This window comes from Pseudorhodoferax sp. Leaf267 (genome assembly GCF_001422405.1).
In the GTDB taxonomy this organism is placed as follows: Bacteria; Pseudomonadota; Gammaproteobacteria; order Burkholderiales; family Burkholderiaceae_C; genus Pseudorhodoferax.
In genome coordinates this window covers 221,410-242,817 of record NZ_LMMV01000001.1, presented here as the reverse complement: position 1 = coordinate 242,817, position 21,408 = coordinate 221,410, and the positions used below count along the sequence as shown (strand labels likewise).

Annotated in this window: 23 protein-coding genes and 1 pseudogene; 14 read left to right on the top strand and 10 right to left on the bottom strand. The window is 69.0% G+C overall.

Going from position 1 to position 21,408, the window contains the following annotated elements:
• Nucleotides 1–43 precede the first annotated feature (43 nt).
• A complete protein-coding gene (locus tag ASF43_RS01170) occupies nt 44–925 on the bottom strand; it encodes a 2-keto-4-pentenoate hydratase (RefSeq protein ID WP_056177969.1) in 882 nt (293 codons plus the stop codon).
• A gap of 135 nt (nt 926–1,060) precedes the next feature.
• Here ASF43_RS01170 and ASF43_RS01165 point away from each other — a divergent pair, with 135 nt between their 5' ends.
• Together ASF43_RS01165 and ASF43_RS01160 are read left to right on the top strand one after the other, a co-directional pair.
• Entirely contained in the window at nt 1,061–2,101 is a 1,041-nt protein-coding gene (locus ASF43_RS01165) for a VWA domain-containing protein (RefSeq protein WP_235578087.1), read from the top strand.
• 105 nt (nt 2,102–2,206) lie between these two features.
• Nucleotides 2,207–3,430 (top strand): iron-containing alcohol dehydrogenase, encoded by a 1,224-nt coding sequence (locus tag ASF43_RS01160; protein ID WP_056175522.1) that lies wholly within the window; start codon nt 2,207–2,209, stop codon nt 3,428–3,430.
• A 1-nt stretch (nt 3,431) separates the two neighbouring features.
• Here the strand turns inward: ASF43_RS01160 and ASF43_RS01155 are convergent, their stop codons facing one another.
• Nucleotides 3,432–3,758, bottom strand: coding sequence for a DUF6172 family protein (locus ASF43_RS01155; RefSeq protein ID WP_056175519.1), 327 nt, complete (start codon nt 3,756–3,758; stop codon nt 3,432–3,434).
• A 111-nt stretch (nt 3,759–3,869) separates the two neighbouring features.
• Between ASF43_RS01155 and ASF43_RS01150 the strand changes: the two genes are divergently transcribed.
• Complete coding sequence (locus ASF43_RS01150) at nt 3,870–4,064, top strand: hypothetical protein (RefSeq protein WP_235578086.1); 195 nt, start codon at nt 3,870–3,872, stop codon at nt 4,062–4,064.
• A 4-nt stretch (nt 4,065–4,068) separates the two neighbouring features.
• Here ASF43_RS01150 and ASF43_RS01145 read toward each other — a convergent pair whose 3' ends face one another.
• The 6 genes and pseudogenes from ASF43_RS01145 to ASF43_RS01125 form a co-directional block, all read right to left on the bottom strand.
• Entirely contained in the window at nt 4,069–5,280 is a 1,212-nt protein-coding gene (locus ASF43_RS01145) for a YbfB/YjiJ family MFS transporter (RefSeq protein ID WP_056175517.1), read from the bottom strand.
• Between the two features lie 56 nt (nt 5,281–5,336).
• Entirely contained in the window at nt 5,337–5,663 is a 327-nt protein-coding gene (locus ASF43_RS31510; RefSeq protein WP_056175514.1) for a M20/M25/M40 family metallo-hydrolase, read from the bottom strand.
• A 323-nt stretch (nt 5,664–5,986) separates the two neighbouring features.
• Entirely contained in the window at nt 5,987–6,259 is a 273-nt protein-coding gene (locus tag ASF43_RS31505) for a DUF1653 domain-containing protein (RefSeq protein ID WP_255358090.1), read from the bottom strand.
• Between the two features lie 36 nt (nt 6,260–6,295).
• A pseudogene (locus ASF43_RS31500) lies at nt 6,296–6,646 on the bottom strand (glyoxalase superfamily protein); the annotation flags it as partial.
• Nucleotides 6,647–6,663: 17 nt separating this feature from the next.
• Nucleotides 6,664–7,578, bottom strand: a complete 915-nt coding sequence (locus tag ASF43_RS01130) for an aldose 1-epimerase (protein ID WP_056175511.1) — start codon at nt 7,576–7,578, stop codon at nt 6,664–6,666.
• Nucleotides 7,575–8,477: an SMP-30/gluconolactonase/LRE family protein gene (locus ASF43_RS01125; protein WP_056175508.1), complete on the bottom strand. Its 903-nt coding sequence runs from the start codon at nt 8,475–8,477 to the stop codon at nt 7,575–7,577. The genes ASF43_RS01130 and ASF43_RS01125 overlap by 4 nt, the downstream gene beginning before the upstream one ends.
• Nucleotides 8,478–8,594: 117 nt before the next feature.
• Here ASF43_RS01125 and ASF43_RS01120 point away from each other — a divergent pair, with 117 nt between their 5' ends.
• From ASF43_RS01120 to ASF43_RS01110, 3 genes are all read left to right on the top strand, one after another.
• Entirely contained in the window at nt 8,595–9,365 is a 771-nt protein-coding gene (locus tag ASF43_RS01120; protein ID WP_056177963.1) for an SDR family NAD(P)-dependent oxidoreductase, read from the top strand.
• Nucleotides 9,366–9,431: 66 nt separating this feature from the next.
• Complete coding sequence (locus tag ASF43_RS01115; protein WP_235578085.1) at nt 9,432–9,692, top strand: hypothetical protein; 261 nt, start codon at nt 9,432–9,434, stop codon at nt 9,690–9,692.
• A 5-nt stretch (nt 9,693–9,697) separates the two neighbouring features.
• Nucleotides 9,698–10,012, top strand: a complete 315-nt coding sequence (locus ASF43_RS01110) for an addiction module antidote protein (RefSeq protein WP_056175505.1) — start codon at nt 9,698–9,700, stop codon at nt 10,010–10,012.
• Nucleotides 10,013–10,019: 7 nt separating this feature from the next.
• Here the strand turns inward: ASF43_RS01110 and ASF43_RS01105 are convergent, their stop codons facing one another.
• Nucleotides 10,020–10,982, bottom strand: a complete 963-nt coding sequence (locus tag ASF43_RS01105) for a LysR family transcriptional regulator (protein WP_056175502.1) — start codon at nt 10,980–10,982, stop codon at nt 10,020–10,022.
• Nucleotides 10,983–11,125: 143 nt separating this feature from the next.
• Between ASF43_RS01105 and ASF43_RS01100 the strand changes: the two genes are divergently transcribed.
• Genes ASF43_RS01100 through ASF43_RS01065 form a run of 8 tightly spaced genes read left to right on the top strand, consistent with a single transcriptional unit; the run spans nt 11,126 to nt 20,376 of the window.
• Nucleotides 11,126–12,088, top strand: coding sequence for an ABC transporter substrate-binding protein (locus ASF43_RS01100; RefSeq protein ID WP_056175500.1), 963 nt, complete (start codon nt 11,126–11,128; stop codon nt 12,086–12,088).
• A 37-nt stretch (nt 12,089–12,125) separates the two neighbouring features.
• Complete coding sequence (gene chvE, locus ASF43_RS01095; protein WP_056175497.1) at nt 12,126–13,190, top strand: multiple monosaccharide ABC transporter substrate-binding protein; 1,065 nt, start codon at nt 12,126–12,128, stop codon at nt 13,188–13,190.
• A 10-nt stretch (nt 13,191–13,200) separates the two neighbouring features.
• Nucleotides 13,201–14,751: a multiple monosaccharide ABC transporter ATP-binding protein gene (gene mmsA, locus ASF43_RS01090; protein WP_056175494.1), complete on the top strand. Its 1,551-nt coding sequence runs from the start codon at nt 13,201–13,203 to the stop codon at nt 14,749–14,751.
• A complete protein-coding gene (mmsB, locus tag ASF43_RS01085; RefSeq protein ID WP_056175491.1) occupies nt 14,748–15,974 on the top strand; it encodes a multiple monosaccharide ABC transporter permease in 1,227 nt (408 codons plus the stop codon). Before mmsA ends, mmsB begins: the two co-directional genes overlap by 4 nt.
• Nucleotides 15,971–17,470, top strand: a complete 1,500-nt coding sequence (locus ASF43_RS01080; protein ID WP_056175488.1) for a sugar ABC transporter ATP-binding protein — start codon at nt 15,971–15,973, stop codon at nt 17,468–17,470. The genes mmsB and ASF43_RS01080 overlap by 4 nt, the downstream gene beginning before the upstream one ends.
• Nucleotides 17,470–18,483, top strand: a complete 1,014-nt coding sequence (locus tag ASF43_RS01075) for an ABC transporter permease (protein WP_056175485.1) — start codon at nt 17,470–17,472, stop codon at nt 18,481–18,483. The genes ASF43_RS01080 and ASF43_RS01075 overlap by 1 nt, the downstream gene beginning before the upstream one ends.
• Complete coding sequence (yjfF, locus tag ASF43_RS01070) at nt 18,480–19,445, top strand: galactofuranose ABC transporter, permease protein YjfF (protein ID WP_056175482.1); 966 nt, start codon at nt 18,480–18,482, stop codon at nt 19,443–19,445. The genes ASF43_RS01075 and yjfF overlap by 4 nt, the downstream gene beginning before the upstream one ends.
• A 10-nt stretch (nt 19,446–19,455) precedes the next feature.
• A complete protein-coding gene (locus ASF43_RS01065) occupies nt 19,456–20,376 on the top strand; it encodes a dihydrodipicolinate synthase family protein (protein WP_056175479.1) in 921 nt (306 codons plus the stop codon).
• 3 nt (nt 20,377–20,379) lie between these two features.
• Here ASF43_RS01065 and ASF43_RS01060 read toward each other — a convergent pair whose 3' ends face one another.
• Nucleotides 20,380–21,300, bottom strand: coding sequence for a heme-dependent oxidative N-demethylase subunit alpha family protein (locus ASF43_RS01060; RefSeq protein WP_056175476.1), 921 nt, complete (start codon nt 21,298–21,300; stop codon nt 20,380–20,382).
• Between the last annotated feature and the right edge of the window lie 108 nt (nt 21,301–21,408).

Below are 21,408 nucleotides of genomic sequence, written 5' to 3'. Positions count from 1 at the left end.
CACGATTGCGCTGCAACGCCCGCACGACGCCGCAAACCAGCGTCTACCGCGAGGGCGCAGTTGCGCCGCCGAACTGCAACACGACGGGCTGCGCCCCCGGCAGCCCCTCATACGTGGCCGTCACGCCCAACCCCGCCTTGGGCGGCAGCAGCGGCGAGAACGAGCCCAGGCTGATCAGCTCGCCGGGCTTCATGGCCAGCCCTTCCCGCGCCAGTGCGCCAGCCAGCCAGACGACCGCGTTCAACGGGTGTTCCAGGATGTCGCTGCCCTTGCCGCGCGCCAGTTCGGTGCCGGCCTGGTCGTGCAGCCGCACCGTCATGTCGCGCAGGGCGTCCAGCAGGGCAGTTTGGGCCGCGGCGTCGGCCGGCACGGCGATCGGCGCGCCCTTGATGCCCAGGCGCGCGCCCACGTTGATGGCGGCCACGCCGGCACCGTTGAGCTTGGGCGGCGCCTGCACGGCCAGGTCCGGCAGCTCGATGAACGGGACGATCTGGTCCACGGCGGCCAGCACCTCGCCGGGCGTCTTTGCGCGGTTGATCGCCTCGCTCTTCACGCGCACCAGCAGGTCGGCCTCATAGAGCGGGCGCGCGCCGAAGGCCGGGTCGACCGTGGCGCCGCTGTCCAGCAGCATGCCCTGGTACAGCACGCCCCAGACCGGCTTGTCGGTATTGAAGCGCTTTTGCACCGCCGGATTGGTGAGGCCGGCCTTGTAGCCGATCACGGCGCCGTAGCGCGCGGCCTGGCGCTGGTTGAGCTTGGCGCGGGTGCAGGCAGCGTCGGCATCGTCCAGGCCTTCGGGCGTGACAGCCGGTGTCTTCGCCGCGATGGCATCGGCGAGCGCGGCCACCTCGGCGTCGCTGAGGCAGGCAGCGTGGACCGTGCCCAGGGCCAGCAGGCCGGCGAGCACGGTGACAGGAATGGTCAGATGGATGCGCACTTTTTGTCTCCTCGGGTTGTGCGCGCATCGTAGCGCCGGCCACTGCCCCGGGCCGCACCGCGGCGGCGGACGCGGCAGGCAAGCTTTTTGCATAGGGTAAGGGTAATCCCTTAGGAGGTCCACATGACGATGCCGCTGCACTTCCTGTGGCCACAGCTGCTGTGGCTGCTGGGCACCATTCCGCTGATGGTGCTGGCCTACCTGGGGCTGCTGCGCCGCCGGCGCCGGCAGGTGCTGCGCTACGCCAGTCTGGCCATCGTGAAGCAGGCGATGGCGCCGGGCCTGCCGTGGCGGCGGCACATGCCGCCAGCGCTGCTGCTGGCGGCCATCGCGCTGCTGCTGCTCGCCGCGGCACGGCCGCAGGCCGTGCCGCCGCTGCCGACCGAGCAGGCCAGCGTGGTGCTGGCGCTGGACGTGTCCTTCAGCATGCAGGCCGACGACATCCAGCCCAGCCGCATGGAGGCCGCACGCGAAGCCGCCAAGGCCTTCGTGCGCCGGCTGCCGACCGACGTGCGCGTGGGCATCGTCAGCTTTGCCGGCACGGCCCAGGTGGTGCAACCACCCACGCGCGACCGCGAAGACCTGATGGCCGCCATCGACCGGCTGCACATGCAGTACGGCACGGCCATGGGCAGTGGGATCGTCGTGGCGCTGTCCGAACTGTTGCCGGGCGCGGCGATCGACCTGGGCGACATGACGTACGGCGCTTTGGAACGCCCTCGGCCAGCCGCGCAGCCGAAGAAGGCGTTCGTGCCCGTGCCCGCGGGCTCGGACCGCTCCACTGCCATCGTGCTGCTGACCGACGGCCGCAGCACCGTGGGCATGGACCCGATGCAGGCCGCCGCCCTGGCCGCGCAGCGCGGCGTGCGCATCCATGCCGTGGGCCTGGGCACGGTGGACGCCGGGTCGACCGACTACGACAGCTGGGGCACGGCCATGCAGCTGGACGAGCCCATGCTCAAGGCCGTGACCGCCGCGACGCGGGGCGACTACTACCAGGCCTCCAGCGCGCAATCGCTGGTGCAGGTCTACGAGCGCCTGGGCTCGCGCATGCAGGTGGAGGTGCGGGCCACCGAACTGGCCGGCCCGCTGGCGCTCGGCGCGATGCTGCTGCTGGCGTGCGCGGCGGGGCTCTCGCTGTGGTGGTTCCAGCGCGTGGCCTGATGACGCGGCGTCGCGGGTGCGACCGCGGGCAGGGATGCCGCTCTACGCGGAACCGGCGGCCTTTGCTAGATTGGTCGCCCCTCTTTCGCACGAGCACCCCACCCCATGGCCTTGATCCAGTACCTGACCCAGATCCAGTTCGAGTTCGGCGCCATCCGCCTGCTGGCCGACGAGTGCCGGCGCATCGGCATCACGCGGCCCTTGGTCGTGACGGACGCCGGCGTGCGCGCCGCCGGCATCCTGCACAAGGCCTTGGACGCGCTGGGCGATCTGCCCGTGACCGTGTTCGACGCCACGCCCTCGAACCCGACGGAGGCCGCCGTGCGCGCGGCCGTGGCGCTGTACAGAAGCGGCCGCTGCGACGGGCTGATCGCGGTCGGCGGCGGCTCGTCCATCGACTGCGCCAAGGGCGTGGCCATCGCCGCCACGCACGAGGGCCCGCTCAAGCACTACGCCACCATCGAAGGCGGCTCGCCGCGCATCACCGAGGCGGTGGCACCGCTGATCGCCGTGCCCACCACGAGCGGCACCGGCAGCGAAGTGGCGCGCGGCGCCATCGTGATCGTGGACGACCACCGCAAGCTGGGGTTTCACAGCTGGTCGCTGATGCCCAAGGCCGCGATCTGCGACCCCGAACTCACGCTGGGCCTGCCGCCCAGGCTCACGGCCGCCACCGGCATGGACGCCATCGCGCACTGCATGGAGACCTTCATGTCGGCTGCCTTCAACCCGCCCGCCGACGGCATCGCACTCGATGGCCTGGAGCGCGCCTGGGGCCACATCGAGCGCGCGACGAAGGACGGCAGCGACCGCGAGGCGCGGCTCAATCTCATGAGCGCCTCGATGCAGGGCGCGATGGCATTCCAGAAGGGCCTGGGCTGCGTGCACAGCCTGTCCCACAGCCTGGGTGGCGTGGACCCGCGCCTGCACCATGGCACGCTGAACGCGCTGTTCCTGCCGGCCGTGGTGGCCTTCAACGCCGGGGCCGAGTCGGTACAGAAGGACCAGCGGCTGCAGCGCATGGCGCGCGCGATGCACCTGGCGACCGACGCCGGGCCGCCCCGAGGCGGTCGCGCCCCCTCCTCGGGAGGCGCCGAAGCACACGCAGTGGCGAGCCGGGAGGCTCACCAGCTTGCGCGCGATATCGGCGAGGCGATCCGCGACATGAACGCGCGGCTGGGCCTGCCCAAGGGCCTGGCCGAGGTCGGCGTGACGGCGGCGCAGTTCGAAGCCATCATCGACGGCGCCATGGCTGACCACTGCCACAAGACGAACCCGCGGCTGGCCTCGCGCGAGGACTACCGCGCGATGCTGGACAGCGCGATGTAGTTCAGTCTGGAGCCTCCTGCGCAGGCTCGGCCGGTGCGCCCGCAGGCCGCGGCTGGCGCTTGCCGGGCCTGGCCACGAGCTCGACATAGAACTGCGGCCCGCCCGCCTTCACCACGCCGTCGATCAGGCCGGTGATGGTGGCAAGGTGCACGACCTCGGCCGAGGCCTCGGCCGCGCCGAACCTGCAATCGAAATCCCAGAAGTCCGCACCCTCGGGCAGGTCGCGGCGCCGCTCGCGCTTGATGTACTTGCGGATCTCGTGCTTGATGGCTTCGAGATGGCGGTCGGGGTGCTTGCCCTCGACCTGGAGCTGGTACGTTTTTCTCATGGGTGATCCTAACCCGCGGCCTCGTCGCAGTGAGGGCCTGTGTACAGTGGGCGCTCTCCATCAGAGCAGGTGAACGACATGGCGCGCGGAAATGACTGGGCAGGCAAAGTGATGGTCTTGATCAACGGGGGCAACCCCAGCGCCGCCATCGCGCAGATCAAGGTCGCGCCCACGCTCAAGGACCTGCAGGCGCTGCAGACCATCATGACCATCTCCAAGATGAAGGGCCGCTATCCGCGCGTGGACGCGGCCATCACCGACGCACTGGCCCTGCTGGCCGCGCCCCGCCTGCACCGCTCGCCCTGAGCGCTCAATCCAACGGCCGCTGTCCCCAGGCCACCAACGCGCCGAGCAGCAGCACCACCGCCGACACCGCCAGCCCGCCGCGCAGGCCTGCCGCGCCATCGGCCACCCAGCCCACCAGCGTCGGCCCCACGATCTGCCCGGCCGCGAACACGATGGTGAAGGCGGCGATGCCCGCCGGCCAAGCGGCCGGCGGCAGGTTGTGGCGCACCAGCGCCGTGGTGGAGGCCACCACCGACAGGAACACGCCGCCGAACAGCAGGCCCGACGCAAACACCGCGAGCGGGTGCGCGCTGAGCACCGGCAGCACGGTGGCCAGCGCCAGCAGCGCGTTCAGCAGGCGCATTGCACCGCCGCCGCGCTCGCGCTGCAGCAGGCCGGCCCACCAGAACGACGAGCCGATCACCGCCAGCCCGAGCAGCGCGTAGAACACCGTGATGGCGCCGCTGCCCAGCTGCTGCTCACGCAGCAGGGTCACGACGAAGGTCATGTAGCCGATGTAGCCGAGCCCGAAGAGGAAGTACGACAGCAGCCCGCATGCAAAGCGCCGCTTCTCGAACGCAGCGGCGCCCGCCGCGGGCGCAGCGCCGGCCGGGTCGAGTTCGCGCGTGGCTGCCCCCGTGAGCGCGGTGGACAGCAGCGCCGTGGCGCCGAGCGCGAACCAGGCCAGTTGCCAGGCATGCGCGACGGGCCAGCCGCTGAGCGGCGGCACGAGCAGCGCCGACAGCACGATGCCCACGCCCGTGCCGCCGTAGTAGATGCCGAGCACGAGGCCCGCCGAGGGTGCGCGCGTGGCGCCAGCCGCCGGTGCGCGGCTGCTCAGCCGCGCGGCCAGCACGCCGCCGGAGACGAAGGTCGCTGCACTCGCCATGCCAGTCATTGCGCGCAACAGGTACAGCGCGGCATCGCTCACGACGGCGCCGTGCGCAGCCAGCAGCAGGGCCGAGCCGAAGCCGCCGGCCAGCAAGGTGCGGCGCGCACCAGAGCGCTTGAGCCAGCCCGGCGCCAGCAGCGCACCGAGCAGATAGCCCGCCGCGTTGACCGTGTTCATGGCGCCTGCCGTGGTGTAGCTCCAGCCCAGGTCGGCGCGCATGGGCGGCAGCAGCAGCGCGTAGGAGAAGCGCGACAGGCCCAGCGACACGGCGGCAGCCAGCGCCAGCGCGCAGGCGATCAAAAGCGTGGAGGCGGGTCGGTCGGCGGGGCGGGTCGGCGGCGGCATCGGGGCGCAGTCTGGCACAGGGCGCACAGTGCTGCAGCGGGTGCGCCCTGCCCCGCCTACTGCGCAAACTGCTTGACCATGCGGTACATGAACTCGCGCCCGTCGTACAGGCGCGGGATCGCCACGCGCTCGTCCAGCCCATGGGCGCGCGCGTCGCTGGGCTCGGTGAAGATGCCCGAGACGCCATAGGTCGCGATGCCCGCGTTGCGCAGAAAGCGGCTGTCTGTGGCGCCCGTGCTCATGGTCGGCACCACGGGGATGCCGGGCCACATCTGCTGCGTGAGCGACGCGATCACGCCCAGCACGTCGGCGCGCAGCGGCGATGGCGGGCTCTTGAGCGCGGGGTTGCTGGCCTCCATCGTGAGCCGGCTGCTGCCCAGCACCCGAGGAGCCGCGCGCGGTGTGGTCGCCGTCGTCTTCCTTGAGCTTGAACGGGTCGCTCTTCCAGTCCTCGCGCCTGCCCTCGACCACGTCGATGTGGGCCAGCAGCAGCATGGGCTTCTTGGCGCCACTGCCCTTGAAGCGCGCGACCATGTTGCCCTGCGCGGGAAGGGCTCGAAGACTTGCAGATCCTCGGGCGGGAAGCCGGCGTCCAGCAGGTGCTTGCGCATGGCCTGCGCGGCCTCGGTGTTGTTGCCCGCCGAATGCGTGGTGTTGATCTCCACCAGCTCCTTGGCGTCGCGCGCGGGACGCTCAGCCCTTGCGCTCAGCCCTTGCGCGCTTTTCTGGCGGCGCTGATGCGCTCTTGATCGGCCACCCGGTTGCCGCGCTGCGTGGCCGCCACGTCCTCGGCGGTCACGGGCGTGAAGCGGCTGGCCCACTCGGGCAAAGGCCGCGTCCAGCGGCCGCCCTCGAACGGCCAGACATGGTCGTACAGCACCACGTCGCTGGCATCACGCGAATCGCGCGCCATGCCCACCACCTGGTACAGGCCGCCGTCGGTGTGGCGGTAGTAGCCGGGCGCTGGCGCGCCAGGCACCGTGGGCGTCGCGTGTTCGGGCAAGGTCGACTGCCGTTCGCAAAAACGCAGCTTGTTCCCGAAGGGGTCTGCGATCTGCATCTGCACGCCCCAGTCCACCGTGTCCAGGCCGGGCTTGGCGTAGGCGTAGTCCTTGGCGATCAACTCGGCATGCAGCGAGGCGATGCCCTCGACGGGCAGGAACACGGCGGCGCCGGGCGTGGCGTCGCCATGGTGCTCGCTCAGGTGCAGCACCAGGCCGGCGCGGCTGACTTGCGCATACAGCGGGAAGTTCTCGCCGAAGCGGTGTTCCCAATCCAGCGTGAAGCCCAGGAAGCCGAGGTAGAACTCCTTGGCCTTGTCGACCGAGAAGATGCGCAGGATGGGGATGGGGGCGGCGAATTGCATGGGCGAGGTTGTACCCCTTATGCGGCGGCGGCCTTCCACCGCCACTGCACCGCCATCTCCATGGTTTCGCCGCGCGCCAGCACGCGCAGGCCCGGCCGGCCCGGCATGTGGAAGGCGTTGATCGGGTGCGTGATGGGCTCGAAGCAGAAGCCGGCGATGTGCGCCGGGGGCCGGTAGACCAGGCACTGGTGCGCCGCCGTGCCACCGTCGCGTTCGAACTGCGGCATGGCCACGTGCAATTGCAGCCCGCGCTCGGGCCAGGCGATGGTGGCACGGCCGCCCCAGCCGCTGTAGGCGTTGTCGATCAGGCTGCCGTGGGCGGAGATGCCGGCCGAGAGGTCACGGTCCGCCGGGATGTCGGCCACGTGGCCTGTCGGAATCGGGTCGTCGCCGCAGGTCCACAGCCCCTGCACCGGCGCCTGCACCGTGGTGCCGGGCGTGCGCGGGAACCAGGGGTGCAGCCCCAGGCCGTAGGGCATGGGGTCGTCGCCCAGGTGGCGCACGTGCAGGCTCTGGTCGAGCCCGCCGGGCACGAGGCGAAAGCGTTGCGTGGCCTCGTAGTGGTACGGATCGCCGCCGAAGTGGTGCGAGGTCAGCGCCATCGTGGCGGCGCCCTCGCCGTCCTGGTCGTGTTGCCAGGGCTGCAGCCAGCCGTCGCCATGGATGGGGTACGGCTCGCCCGCGCGGTTCGGCTGCATGGGGTGGAAGCGTCCATCCAACTCGAAGCCGCCCTGCGCGATGCGGTTGGACCACGGCACCATGGGGAAGGAGGCGAGCTGGTAGAGGTCTGGCGTCTCGCCGTCCCAGGGCCGCCACAGGTCCACGCGTTCCCCCGCGTGCTCGCACTGCCAGGCCGCGACGGCGCCGCCCAATGAGGGCACCAGGCCCAGGTGTTGGCCGGCGTGGCGCAGCCAGGTGATCGGATGCTTCATGCGACAGGTCCTGCAAACAAAGGGGCCGGCAGGCCAGGGCTGTCGAGCTCGACGGCGAAGACGGCGCCGGCCAGGGGCGCACCGGGCAAGCCGATGGCCGCGCTCGTGACATACAGCGTGCGCAACGCGGGACCGCCGAACGCGCAGTTCGTGATCTGGCTGGCGGGCAGCGTTATGCGCCCCAGCTCCTCGGCGGTCACGGGGTCGTGGCAGCTCACGCAGCCGCCGCCCCAGTGGGCGATCCACAGCCGGCCCGCGGCATCGGTGGTCATGCCGTCGGGCACGCCGTCGCCCTCGGCGAACTGCAGCCAGGGGCGGCGGTTGGCCAGCAGGCCGCTGGCCATGTCGAAGTCATACGCCAGCACGGTGCCGCGCACGGTGTCGTTGAAGAACATGGTGGTGCCGTCCTGCGACCACGTGGGGCCGTTGGTCACGGCGAACCCGGTGTCGTGGCGCGTGCAGCGGCCATCGGCATCGAAGCGGTACAGCGCGCCGGTCTCGGCCTGGCAATCGAAGTCCATGCTGCCGGCCCAGAAGCGGCCCTGTGCATCGCACTTGCCGTCATTGAAGCGGTTGCCGGGCGGCTCGGCTTCGACGCGGTGCAGGTGGCGCAGCGTGCCCTGTTCCGGATGGAACAGCGCGAAGCCGTGGCGCAGGCTGACCAGCAGGGCATCGCTGCCCGCGCATTCGGCCACGGCCGAGATGTATTCATCGAAAGCCCAGCTGCGCTGCTCGCCACCCTGCAGCCGGTGCAGCCGGCGGCCCAGGATGTCGACCCACCACAGCGCCTGCAGTCTTGACGACCACAACGCGCCCTCGCCCAGCTGCGCCTGCGCGTCCCAGACACAGCGCGGCGTGGACAGGGCCGTGGGCCTGGAAAACGAGGGTGGAGAGGACATGGTGCGCGATGGTGCTTGACGCGGCGCATCGTATCAAGGCACATTCATATTGGAAAGAAGCCGATCACAGCTTCTCAGATACAACTTTTGCAATCCATCGATTTTGGAGACATCGCCATGCCCAACGCCCCATCCACCTACCCCAGCCTGCGCGGACGCGCCGTCTTCGTGACCGGCGGGGGAAGCGGCATCGGTGCGGCCATCGTCAGCGCGCTGGCCGCGCAGGGTGCGCGCGTGGCCTTCGTGGACATCGCGGCCGAGCCCAGCCAGGCGCTGGCGGGCAGCATCGAGGCGGCAGGCCACGGCGCGGTCTGGTGGCGGGCCTGCGACGTGCGCGACATCGCCGCGTTGCAGTCTTCCATCGCTGACGCGCAGGCCGCGCTAGGCGACTTCTCGGTGCTGGTGAACAACGTGGCCAGCGACGACCGCCACACGCTGGAGTCCGTCACGCCCGCCTATTACGACGACCGCATCGCCATCAACGAGCGGCCCGCCTTCTTCGCCATCCAGGCCGTGGTGCCCGGCATGCGCCGCCTGGGCGCGGGCTCGGTCATCAACCTGGGCTCGACCGGCTGGCAGGCCAAGGGCAGCGGCTACCCGGTGTATTCCATCGCCAAGTCCTCGGTCAACGGCCTCACGCGCGGCCTGGCGCGCACGCTGGGCGCGGACCGCATCCGCATCAACACCGTCTCGCCGGGCTGGGTCATGACCGAGCGGCAGATCAAGCTCTGGCTGGACGCCGAGGGCGAGAAGGAACTCGCGCGCAACCAGTGCCTGCCCGACAAGCTGCAGCCGAACGACATCGCGGCCATGGTGCTGTTCCTGGCATCGGACGATGCGGCGATGTGCACGGCGCAGGAGTTCAAGGTGGATGCGGGCTGGGTGTAGGTGCTTTTGTAGCCCTTGAGCTACACTCCCCGGCATGCGAGTCGCGAAGACCAAGGCCTACGCCGCATGGATCGACGCGCTGAAGGACCGCACTGGCAGAGCCAGGATCCTGATGCGCGTCGAACGGCTGATCGGCGGCAATCCGGGCCTGCACCGCAACCTGAGCGACGGCGTGTCCGAGTTGAAGATCGATGTCGGGCGGGCTACCGCGTCTACTACACGCAGCGCGGCGAGCGCTTGCTGTTGCTGCTGGCCGGCGGCGACAAGTCGTCGCAGCAGAACGATATCCAGATGGCCATCCAGCTCGCCAAGAGCTTCCAGGAGTAGACCCCATGCCCCGCACCGCCAGCAAGACGCCCCAACCCACGGTGACCCCATACGACGTGGCCGACCACCTGCGCACACCCGAGGAGATGGCGGCCTACCTCGACGCCTGGCTGGATGAGGCGCCGGACGATGCCGCTGGCATTGCCAAGGCGCTCGGCGATATCGCGCGTGCCAAGGGCATGAGCCAGGTGGCCAAGGATGCCGGCCTCAGCCGCGAAAGCCTCTACCGTGCGCTCAGCAGCGACGGCAACCCCAGCTTTGCCACCGTGCTGAAAGTCGCCCGCGCCCTCGGGTTGAAATTGCACGCGGCAGCAGCCTGATCCTGGGCTACTCCACCTTCCTGCCATACACCGGCAGGCACGCCGTCTTCAAGGCCTTCAACAGCAACTGCGCCCCCGGCGACAGCATGCGGTCGCTGCGCGTGATGAAGCCGAAGTCGTCCATGTGGCAGGGCATCTCCAGCGGCACGATGGTCAGGATGCCGTGCGCGGCGTAGTAGCGCGCGACCTCCGTGGACACCACGCACAGCATGTCGCTTTGCTGCAGCATGCGCGTGATGAACAGCAGCGCCGCGGTCTCGATCACGTCGATCGGCGGCTTCAGGCCCGCCTCGGTAAACATCAACTCGAAGCGATGGCGCAGCACGCTGCCGGCCGGCGGCACGATCCAGCTGGCGTCCACCACGTCGGCCAGCGTCAGGCCCTGCGCGCCGGCCATCGGATGGCCCGGCCGCGCCACGGCGCACACGGGCTCGCTGGTCAGCGGCTCGTAGCGCAGATTGGTCTTGTCTTCCTCGGCGAAGAAGCGCGCCAGCAGGATGTCGAGCCGGCCCTGGCGTAAGTGCTGCAGCAGCACCGGGCTGGTCTCGATCTCCAGCACCACGCGCAGGCTGGGCTGCTCGCGCTTGACCATGGCGATGGCCGAGGGCAGCAGGGCCAGCGCCGGTGAGGTGATGGCGCCCACGCCGACCTGGCCGTAACGCCCGGCCTTGAGCGCCGTGAGCTCCTCGTGCGCCTGGTTCAGGCTGGCCAGCGCCTCGCGCGCATGGCGGATCATGGTCTCGCCGTACCAGGTGGCCCGCATGCCGCGCGGCAGCCGCTCGAACAGCGGCACCTCCAGCATGTCTTCCAGGTCCTTCAGCAGCTTCGATGCGGCCGGCTGCGTCATGTTCAGCACGCGCGCCGCGGCGTGGATGTTGCCCTCGTCCGCCAACGCCACGAGCAACAGCAGCTGACGCGTCTTCAGGCGCGCGCGCAGGAACCAGTGGGCGCTGTCGGCAACGTCGGTCACCGGGTTTTCCCGATGCGCGTAAGGATATGTTTTTTCATCAAAAAAGTATTGGATGGATACGCGTTTGATTCTTACACTGCGGGGCATGCGCTGGCAACCAGCCAACCTCAGGCAGCCAGGCATGCCAACAGGAGACAAGACCGATGCCCATCACACGCCGCCACGCCATTGCCGCCACCGCGGCCCTTTCCGCTGCCGCTCTGCACGGCCCGCTGTTCGCCCAGAAGAAGATCGTGCTGGGCTTCAGCCAAGTCGGTGCCGAGAGCGAATGGCGCACCGCCAACACCGAGTCCATCAAGGCGGCTGCCAAGGACGCGGGCATCGAACTCAAGTTCTCCGACGCGCAGCAAAAGCAGGAGAACCAGATCAAGGCCATCCGCGCCTTCATTGCGCAGAAGGTCGACGTTATTGCGTTCTCGCCCGTCGTCGAATCGGGCTGGGACAACGTGCTGCGCGAGGCCAAGGCCGCCAAGATCCCGGTGGTGCTGACCGACCGCGCCGTCAACTCCAAGGACACCTCGCTCTACGTGACCTTCATGGGCTCGGACTTCGTCGAGGAAGGCCGCAAGGCCGGCCGCTGGCTGGTGGACAAGATGAAAGGCCAGAGCGGCGAGGTGCGCATCGTCGAGCTGCAGGGCACGGTGGGCTCGGCCCCGGCCATCGACCGCAAGAAGGGCTTCGAGGAAATCATCAAGGCGGACCCCAAGTTCAAGATCGTGCGCAGCCAGACCGGCGACTTCACGCGCGCCAAGGGCAAGGAGGTGATGGAAGCCTTTCTGAAGGCCGAGGGCAAGGCCATCAATGTGCTGTACGCGCACAACGACGACATGGCCATCGGCGCGATCCAGGCCATCGAGGAGGCCGGCCTCAAGCCCGCCAAGGACATCACCATCATCTCCATCGACGCGGTGAAGGGCGCCTTCGAGGCCATGATGGCCGGCAAGCTGAACGTGTCCATTGAATGCAGCCCGCTGCTGGGCCCGCAGCTGATGACGGCGGTGAAAGACATCCTGGCCGGCAAGACCATCCCCAAGCGCATCGAGACGGTGGAGGGCATCTTCCCGATGGAGACCGCGGCGGCTGAATTCCCGAAGCGCAAGTACTGATCAACGCATCTCAAAAACAAACAACAGGAGACTCTCCATGAAACGCACATTCCTCAAGACCTTGGCCGCCAGCGCCGTCGTGCTGGCCCTCACCCCCGTGGCCCACGCCCAGGACAAGGGCATGGTCGGCATCTCCATGCCCACCAAGTCGTCAGCGCGCTGGATCGACGACGGCAACAACATGGTCAAGGTGCTGAAAGAGCGCGGCTACAAGACCGACCTGCAGTACGCCGACGACGACATCCCCAACCAGCTGGCGCAGATCGAGAACATGGTGACCAAGGGCGCCAAGGTGCTGGTCATCGCGTCCATCGACGGCACCACGCTCTCCAAGGCGCTGCAGAACGCGGCCGACAAGGGCGTGAAGGTCATCGCCTACGACCGGCTGATCAAGGGCTCGAAGAACGTGGACTACTACGCCACCTTCGACAACTTCCAGGTCGGCGTGCTGCAGGCCAGCTCCATCGTCCACGCGCTGGGCCTCAAGCAGGGCAAGGGCCCGTTCAACATCGAGCTGTTCGGCGGCTCGCCGGACGACAACAACGCCTTCTTCTTCTACGACGGCGCGATGTCGGTCTTGAAGCCCTACATCGACAGCGGCAAGCTGGTGGTGCGCAGCAAGCAGATGGGCATGGACAAGGTGGGCACGCTGCGCTGGGACGGCGCGGTGGCGCAGGCGCGCATGGACAACCTGCTCTCGGCCTTCTACGGCAATGCCAAGGTCGATGCCGTGCTGTCGCCCTACGACGGCCTGTCCATCGGCATCCTGTCCTCGCTCAAGGGCGTGGGTTACTGCACCAAGCAGACGCCCTGCCCCATCGTCAGCGGGCAGGATGCGGAGGTGCAGTCCGTCAAGTCCATCCTGCGCGGCGAGCAGTACTCCAGCATCTTCAAGGACACGCGCGAGCTGGCCAAGGTGGCCGCCAACATGGTCGACGCCGTGGTCTCGGGCAAGCAGCCCGAGGTCAACGACACCAAGACCTACAACAACGGCGTGAAGGTCGTGCCGTCCTACCTGCTCAAGCCCGTCACCGTGGACAAAACAAACTGGGAAGCAACGCTGGTCGGCAGCGGCTACTACAAGGCCTCGCAGATCAAGTAGACCCGCTGCGATGACCACGCTGCTGGAGATGCGGGCGATCCGCAAGACCTTCCCCGGCGTCGTGGCGCTGGACCGGGTCGACCTCGACATCCGCGAAGGGGAGATCCACGCGCTCGTGGGCGAGAACGGCGCGGGCAAGTCCACGCTCATGAAGGTGCTGTCGGGCGTCTACCCGCTTGGCGAGTACGAGGGCGAGATCGTCTACGACGGAGAGCTGCAGCGCTTCGGCGGCATCCACGACAGCGAGCGCGCCGGCATCATCATCATCCACCAGGAGTTGGCGCTGGTGCCCATGCTCTCGATTGCCGAGAACATCTTCCTGGGCAACGAGGTGGCCGAGCGCGGCGTGATCGACTGGATCGAAGCGCACCGGCGCACGCAGGCGCTGCTGACGAAGGTAGGCCTGCGCGAATCGCCCGAGGCGCCGGTGGGCGACCTGGGCATGGGCAAGCAGCAGCTGGTCGAGATCGCCAAGGCGCTGTCGAAGAAGGTCAGGCTGTTGATCCTGGACGAGCCCACGGCCAGCCTCAACGAGAACGACAGCCAGGCCCTGCTGGACCTGTTGATCGGCCTGCGCGCGCAGGGCATCACCTGCATTCTGATCTCGCACAAGTTGAACGAGATCGCGCGCGTGGCCGACTCGGTCACCATCCTGCGCGACGGCTCCAGCGTGGAGACCATCGACTGCCAGGGCCAGCCCGTCAGCGAAGACCGCGTGATCCGCGGCATGGTAGGCCGGGCCATGGCGGACCGTTACCCGCCACGCGCACCCAAGATCGGCGCCGTGGGCTTCGAGGTGCGCAACTGGTCGGCCCGGCACCCGGAGCACCCGGACCGCGATTTCCTCAAGGACCTTAATCTGAACGTGCGCCACGGCGAGGTGGTCGGCATCGCCGGGCTGATGGGCTCTGGTCGCACCGAGTTCGCGATGAGCGTGTTCGGCCGCAGCTGGGGCCGGCAGGTGCGCGGCCAGGTGCTGATGGAAGGTGCCGAGGTCGATGTGTCCACCGTCGGCAAGGCCATCGCGCACGGCCTGGCCTACGTGACGGAGGACCGCAAGGGCGCGGGCCTGGTGTTGGACGAGAGCATCCAGTTCAACACCTCGCTGGCCAACCTGCCGGGCGTCTCGCGCGCGGGCGTGATCTCCAATGAGCAGGAACATGCGGTAGCGGAGCGCTACCGCAAGTCCATGCGCATCCGTACGCCCAACGTGCAGCAGAAAACGCTGAACCTCTCAGGCGGCAACCAGCAGAAGGTGGTGCTGGGCAAGTGGCTGTTCACCGAGCCCAGGCTGCTGATCCTGGACGAGCCCACGCGCGGCATCGACGTGGGCGCCAAGTACGAGATCTATGCGCTGATCGCCGAGCTTGCATCGCAGGGCCGCTGCGTGATCGTGATCTCGTCCGAGATGCCAGAGCTGCTGGGCATCTCCGACCGCATCTACGTGATGAACGAAGGCCGCTTCGTGGCCGAGATGCCCACGGCCGAGGCTTCGCAGGAACGCATCATGGCCGCGATCCTCAAGGCGCATGCGCCACAAAAAGAAGAAGTGCAGACATGACAGAAGACACCCTCCCCGCTCCCACCACGAAGAACGCCCCGGCAGCGCCCACCCTGGGCAGCTACCTGCGCCACAACTTCCGCGAGTACGGCATGTTGCTGAGCCTCGTGGCGATCATGGTGTTCTTCCAGGTCATGACCGACGGCACGCTGATGCAGCCGCTGAACCTGACCAACCTGGTGCTGCAGAACAGTTACATCGTGATCATGGCGCTGGGCATGCTGCTGGTCATCGTGGCCGGCCACATCGATTTGTCGGTGGGCTCGGTCTGCGGCTTCGTCGGCGCGCTGGCAGCGGTGCTGATGGTGCAGCACGATTGGCACGTGGTGCCGGCCACGCTGGCCTGCCTGCTGTGCGGCGGCGTGATCGGCGCGGCGCAGGGCTGGTTCGTGGCCTACGCGCGCATTCCGTCGTTCATCGTGACGCTGGCCGGCATGCTGGTGTTCAAGGGCCTGGCGCTGGCGCTGCTGGCCGGGCAATCGGTGGGGCCGTTTCCCGAGGTGTTTCAGGGCCTGAGTTCGGGCTTCATCCCCGACCCCTTCGCCGCGCCGCCCACGCCGGGCCAGCAGAACCTGCGCATCTTCACGCTGCTGCTAGGCATCGCCGCCGCGCTGCTGTTCGCCTGGACCGGCTGGCGCGCACGCCAGCGCCAGCGCGCGCATGGCATCACCAGCGAGCCGGGTGGCTTCTTCGTGGCGAAGACGGTCGTGTTCGCCGCGCTGCTGATCGGCTTCTCGTGGCTGCTGGCCTCCTACCGCGGCCTGCCCAACGTACTGGTGGTGATGGCGCTCTTGATCCTGCTGTTCGACTTCGTCACGCGGCGCACCACCATCGGCCGGCGCGTGTACGCGCTGGGCGGCAACGAGAAGGCCGCGCGGCTGTCGGGCATCGACACGAAGCGGTTGAGCTTTTTGACCTTCGTGAACATGGGCGTGCTGGCCGCGCTGGCGGGCCTGGTGTTCGCGGCGCGGCTCAACACCGCCACGCCCAAGGCCGGCCTGGGCTTCGAGCTGGACGTGATCGCGGCCTGCTTCATCGGTGGGGCCTCGGCCTCGGGCGGTGTGGGCAAGGTCATGGGCGCTGTCATCGGCGCATTCATCATGGGCGTGATGAACAACGGGATGTCCATCCTGGGCATCGGCATCGACTACCAGCAGGTCATCAAGGGGCTGGTGCTGCTGGCGGCGGTGTTCATCGACGTGTACCACAAGAACAAGGCATGACGCCTGTTTTGCAGCTTGCCGGAGTGACCAAGCGCTTCGGCGACATCGAGGTGCTGCGCGATGTGCAGCTCACGCTCCACCCCGGCGAGATCCATGCGCTGATGGGCCAGAACGGCGCGGGCAAGTCCACGCTGATCAAGGTGCTGACGGGCGTGTTCCCGGCCAGCGCAGGAGAGATTCGTTTGGGCGGCCAGGTGGTTCGGCCCGACTCGCCGATCGCCGCGCAGCAACTGGGCATCAGCACGGTCTACCAGGAGGTGAACCTGTGCCCCAACCTGTCGGTGGCCGAGAACATGTTCGCCGGGCGTTATCCCAAGCGCGGGCTGCGCATCGACTGGGCCGCGGTGCACACCCAGGCGCGCGCGCTGCTGGCGCGCATTGGCCTCGCGATCGACGTCACGCGGCTGCTGTCCAGCTACCCGGTGGCCGTGCAGCAGATGGTGGCCATCGGCCGCGCGCTCGGTGTCAAGGCGCAGGTGCTGATCCTCGACGAGCCCACCTCCAGCCTGGACGACGACGAGGTGCGCAAGCTGTTTGGCGTGCTGCGCCAGCTGCGCGACGAGGGCCTGGCCATCGTCTTCGTCACGCACTTCATGAACCAGGTCTACGCCGTGTCCGACCGCATCACGGTGCTGCGCAATGGCGGCTGGGTGGGTGAGTGGCCGGTGGCCGAGTTGCCGGCGCCAAAGCTCATCGCCGCCATGCTCGGCCGCGAGCTGGCCGCCGCGCAGGCCCGCACGGCGCCGCCCCCGGTGGCAGACATGGTGGCTGCACCGCTGCTGCGCGCCGAAGGCCTGGGCCAGTCCACCCAGTTGCAGCCGCTCGACCTGCAGGTGCGCGCCGGCGAAGTCGTGGGCCTGGCCGGCCTGCTGGGCGCGGGCCGCACCGAACTGGCGCGATTGTTGTTCGGCCTGGAGACGCCCGACCGCGGCACGCTGCAGATCGACGGCCAGATGGTGCGTTTCGCCAGCCCGTCCGACGCGATTGCGGCCGGCCTGGCCCTGTGCCCCGAGGAGCGCAAGACCGACGGCATCGTGGCCGAACTCTCGGTGCGCGAGAACATCGCGCTGGCGCTGCAGGCGCGCATGGGTGTGCGCAAGTTTTTGTCGCACGCCGAGCAGACGCGGCTGGCCGAGCGCTTCGTCGCCCAGCTGGGCATCAAGACCGCCAGCGTGGAAACGCCCATCGGCCTGCTCTCGGGCGGCAACCAGCAAAAGGCCGTGATCGCCCGCTGGCTGGCGACGGCCCCGCGCCTGCTGATCCTGGACGAGCCCACGCGTGGCATCGACGTGGCGGCCAAGCAGGAAATCATGGAGCAGATCCTGCAGCTGGCCCAGGCCGGCATGGCGGTGGTGTTCATCTCGTCGGAGATCGCCGAGGTGGTGCGCGTGGCGCACCGCATCGTGGTGCTGCGGGACCGGCGCAAGGTGGGGGAGCTGCCGGCGGGCAGCACCGAGGACGACGTGTACGCCATGATCGCGGCGGAGCACGCCTGATGAAGCTGTTCCAGCACCGCCTGGCCTGGCCCCTGGTCACGCTGGCCATCCTGCTGGCCGTCAACGCCGCCTTCAACCCCGACTTCCTGCGCATCGAGTGGCGCGAGGGGCACCTCTACGGCAGTCTGATCGACATCCTGAACCGCGCCGCACCGCTGATCCTGGTCTCGCTGGGCATGACGCTGGTGATCGCCACGCGTGGCATCGACATCTCGGTCGGCGCCGTGGTCGCCATCAGCGCGGCCGTGGCGGCCTGGGCCATTGGCGGCAATGTGGACGGCACGGCGCGCTTCGGCCTGCCGCTGGCGATCGCGGCGGCGCTGGGCATCGCGCTGGTTAGCGGCCTGTGGAACGGCGTGCTGGTCGCCGGCGTGGGCATGCAGCCCATCATCGCCACGCTGATCCTGATGGTGGCCGGCCGCGGCATCGCGCAGCTGATCACCGACGGGCAGATCCTCACGGTCTACCACAAGCCCTTTTTCTTCCTGGGTGGCGGCTACCTGCTCGGGCTGCCGTTCTCCGTGTTCGTGGTCGCGGCCGTGTTCGGCCTGCTGTACCTCGCGGCCACGCGCAGTGCGCTGGGCTTGTTCATCCAGTCGGTCGGCATCAACCCCACGGCCGCGCGCGTGGCGGGCGTGCAGGCCCGGCGTCTGATCCTGGGGGCCTACGTGGTCTGCGGCCTGTGCGCCGGGCTGGCGGGACTGTTGATCAGCTCCAACATCAAGAGCGCCGACGCCAACAACGCCGGCCAGCTGCTGGAGCTCGATGCGATCCTGGCCGTGACGCTGGGCGGCACGCTGCTGACCGGCGGGCGCTTCAGCCTGGTGGGCAGCGTGATCGGCGCGCTGATCATCCAGACGCTGACCTATGCGATCTACTCGCTGGGCGTGCCGCCCGAGATCAACCTGGTGGTCAAGGCCGTGGTGGTGTTCGCGGTCATGCTGCTGCAGTCGGCCGAGTTCCGCGCCATGTTGCGCACCCTGGCCGTGCGGCCGGTGGAGGCGCCCCGGTGAAGCGCCTGGACCCGAAGTACCTGCCGCTGGCCGCCACCGTGTCGCTGTTCGTGGCCGTGGCCACGCTGGGCGGCCTGCGCTACGACGGCCTGTTCTCGGCCCAGGTGTTCCTGAACCTGCTGATCGACAACGCCTTCGTGCTGGTGGTGGCCATCGGCATGAGCTTCGTGATCCTCACCGGCGGCATCGACCTGTCGGTGGGCTCGGTCATCGCGCTCACCACCATGGTCTCGGCCGCGCTGGTGGAGCGGCACGGCTGGAGCCCATACGCCACCATCCCGCTGGTGCTGGTGATGGGCACGCTGTTCGGTGGCTTCATGGGGCTGTTGATCGAGCGCTTCCGGCTGCAGCCCTTCATCGTCACACTGGCCGGCATGTTCCTCGCGCGCGGGCTGTGCTACCTGATCAGCATCGACTCGATCAGCATCACGAACGAGGCCTACTCGGACCTGGCGCAGATCCGCATCCCGCTGCCCGGCGAGACCTCTCTGTCGCTGTCTGCGGTGATTGCGCTCGCGGTGCTGACGCTGGCGATCTTCGTCGCGCACTGGACACCCTTCGGCCGCACGGTCTATGCGATTGGCGGCAACGAGCAGTCGGCGCGGCTCATGGGGCTGCCGGTGCGGCGCACCCTGGTCGGCGTGTACGCGCTGTCGGGCCTGTGCTCGGCACTGGCTGGCGTGCTGTTCACGTTCTACATGCTGTCGGGCTACGGCCTGCATGCGCTGGGGCTGGAGCTGGACGCGATCGCGGCCGTGGTGATCGGCGGCACGCTGCTGTCCGGTGGCGTGGGCTACCTGGCCGGCACGCTGTTCGGCGTGCTGATGCTGGGGATCATCCAGACGCTGATCGCCTTCGACGGCACGCTCAGTTCGTGGTGGACGCGCATCGTCGTCGGCGCGCTGCTGTTCGTGTTCTGCATCCTGCAGCGCTTCATCACGGCGCGCGCACCCACCCACTAGGAGAAATGCCATGCCCCAAGCCCGCTACCGCGGCGTGTTCCCGGTCGTGCCCACGACCTTCTTCGAGGACGGCCGGCTCGATCTGCAGAGCCAGAAGCGCTGCGTCGATTTCATGATCGACGCCGGCTCGCACGGCCTGTGCATCCTGGCGAACTTCTCCGAGCAGTTCCTGATCGCGGACGACGAGCGCGAACTACTCACGCGCACGGTGCTGGAGCACGTGGCCGGCCGCGTGCCGGTGATCGTGACCACCACGCACTTCGCCACCAAGGTCTGCGCCGAGCGCAGCCGCCGCGCGCAGGACATGGGCGCGGCCATGGTCATGGTGATGCCGCCCTACCACGGCGCCACCTTCCGCGTGGGCGAGCCGCAGATCCACGCGTTCTACGCCGCGCTGTCGGACGCCATCGACATTCCCATCATGGTGCAGGACGCGCCGGCCGCCGGTACGCCGCTGTCGGCCGCGTTCCTGGCGCGCATGGCGCAGGAGATCGAGCACCTCGCCTACTTCAAGATCGAGACGGCGGGTGCGGCGAGCAAGCTGCGCGAGTTGATCCGGCTCGGCGGCGACGCGATCGAAGGGCCGTGGGACGGCGAGGAGGCGATCACGCTGATCCCCGACCTGGATGCGGGTGCCACGGGCGCGATGACGGGTGGTGGCTACCCCGACGGCATCCGCCAGATCATGGACCCGTACATGGCCGGCCAGCGCGAAGAGGCGATCGCGCAGTACCAGCGCTGGCTGCCGCTCATCAACTACGAAAACCGGCAGGCCGGCTTCCTGGCGGCGAAGGCGCTGATGCTGGAAGGTGGCGTGATCCAGTGTGATGCGCCGCGCAGCCCCTGGCCGGGCATGCACCCTGAGGTGCGCAAGGGACTGCTGGAGACGGCGCGGCGGCTCGATCCGCTGGTGCTGCGCTGGGGCAATTGATGCTCAGCGCCGCGCCACCAGCCAGGCCAGCAGGTCGGCGCGCACCGGCGTGAGCCCGCGGTAGCCCAGCACGGCCGGGCTCATGCTGGCCAGCGCGTCGTGCAGGCGCGTGGCACGCTGGGGCGTGTCGATGGCCTCGGCCAGCGGCTGCAGGTCGACCCGGATCGTGAACACGGCCTGCTGCCGGCCCGGCACCGGGATGAAGGTCTGGCGTTCGGTGCGCCACCAGGCATCGCCCACGGCCACACCGGCCCAGCGGTCCGGCGGCACGCGCTGCGGGTGCGCATGCAGGCGGCCGTGCGGCGTGATGGTCCAGACGAAGCGCTCCCAGCGCTGCTCGCCCGCCACCAGCCGCGACAGCGCCTCGGCTGCACCGACCAGCAAAGCGTTGTCGGCCACCGGCGCATGCACTTCGGCGAACGTGCGGCCGACTTTTTGTTCCGGTGCCCAGTGCGAGGGCAGCGCCACCGCCAGCCAGGGGACGCGCGTGTCGCGCGCATCCAGGACTGCGAAGTCTTCTGCGAAGGCCAGGCTCAGCAGCCCGGCCAGCCGCCAGTCGGCCGGCAGCGCCTGCAGGCAATGCCGGGCTTCGCCGCAAGGGAGGGGGTGAAGCGCGCGAACCTGGCCGTCAACCACGGCCAGCCCCAATGCGGGCGCTCGGGCCTGGCGGCCATCCCAGATCCAGGCAGACGGGTGCTCTGTGGCCGCGTGCCGGCACAGCGCGTCCAGCGCCGGCTGGGGGTCGAAGCCGGCCGCGCGGCACAAGGCCTGGTCGGCGTGCGCCGTCAGCACGGCCAGTTTCTCGCGCAGATGGGAGCTGCCGGGAACCACCGGAGTCAGTTGGCCGGCCCCCGGTGGCAGCCGGCGCAGGCCGGGCTGAATGCGGAACGGGGCCTGGACGGCGACGTCGAAATCGAAACACATTGTGTGTGCGACCCAGCGCAGGAAGGAGCGTTCATTGTGCTGCCGCGTGCTTGCATCACGGCATGCGGACACGGCATGCCGCCCAATGTGCAATCGGGCACGGTTCCT

Excerpts from the sequence above, each read along its gene's own strand:
- ASF43_RS01165 (WP_235578087.1), top strand. The coding sequence starts at position 1,061 with ATGACGATGCCGCTGCACTTCCTGTGGCCACAGCTGCTGTGGCTGCTG.
- ASF43_RS01160 (WP_056175522.1), top strand. The coding sequence starts at position 2,207 with ATGGCCTTGATCCAGTACCTGACCCAGATCCAGTTCGAGTTCGGCGCC.
- ASF43_RS01155 (WP_056175519.1), bottom strand. The coding sequence starts at position 3,758 with ATGAGAAAAACGTACCAGCTCCAGGTCGAGGGCAAGCACCCCGACCGC.
- ASF43_RS01150 (WP_235578086.1), top strand. The coding sequence starts at position 3,870 with ATGGTCTTGATCAACGGGGGCAACCCCAGCGCCGCCATCGCGCAGATC.
- ASF43_RS01145 (WP_056175517.1), bottom strand. The coding sequence starts at position 5,280 with ATGCCGCCGCCGACCCGCCCCGCCGACCGACCCGCCTCCACGCTTTTG.
- ASF43_RS01130 (WP_056175511.1), bottom strand. The coding sequence starts at position 7,578 with ATGAAGCATCCGATCACCTGGCTGCGCCACGCCGGCCAACACCTGGGC.
- ASF43_RS01125 (WP_056175508.1), bottom strand. The coding sequence starts at position 8,477 with ATGTCCTCTCCACCCTCGTTTTCCAGGCCCACGGCCCTGTCCACGCCG.
- ASF43_RS01120 (WP_056177963.1), top strand. The coding sequence starts at position 8,595 with ATGCCCAACGCCCCATCCACCTACCCCAGCCTGCGCGGACGCGCCGTC.
- ASF43_RS01115 (WP_235578085.1), top strand. The coding sequence starts at position 9,432 with ATGGATCGACGCGCTGAAGGACCGCACTGGCAGAGCCAGGATCCTGAT.
- ASF43_RS01110 (WP_056175505.1), top strand. The coding sequence starts at position 9,698 with ATGCCCCGCACCGCCAGCAAGACGCCCCAACCCACGGTGACCCCATAC.
- ASF43_RS01100 (WP_056175500.1), top strand. The coding sequence starts at position 11,126 with ATGCCCATCACACGCCGCCACGCCATTGCCGCCACCGCGGCCCTTTCC.
- chvE (WP_056175497.1), top strand. The coding sequence starts at position 12,126 with ATGAAACGCACATTCCTCAAGACCTTGGCCGCCAGCGCCGTCGTGCTG.
- mmsA (WP_056175494.1), top strand. The coding sequence starts at position 13,201 with ATGACCACGCTGCTGGAGATGCGGGCGATCCGCAAGACCTTCCCCGGC.
- mmsB (WP_056175491.1), top strand. The coding sequence starts at position 14,748 with ATGACAGAAGACACCCTCCCCGCTCCCACCACGAAGAACGCCCCGGCA.
- ASF43_RS01080 (WP_056175488.1), top strand. The coding sequence starts at position 15,971 with ATGACGCCTGTTTTGCAGCTTGCCGGAGTGACCAAGCGCTTCGGCGAC.
- ASF43_RS01075 (WP_056175485.1), top strand. The coding sequence starts at position 17,470 with ATGAAGCTGTTCCAGCACCGCCTGGCCTGGCCCCTGGTCACGCTGGCC.
- ASF43_RS01065 (WP_056175479.1), top strand. The coding sequence starts at position 19,456 with ATGCCCCAAGCCCGCTACCGCGGCGTGTTCCCGGTCGTGCCCACGACC.
- ASF43_RS01060 (WP_056175476.1), bottom strand. The coding sequence starts at position 21,300 with ATGTGTTTCGATTTCGACGTCGCCGTCCAGGCCCCGTTCCGCATTCAG.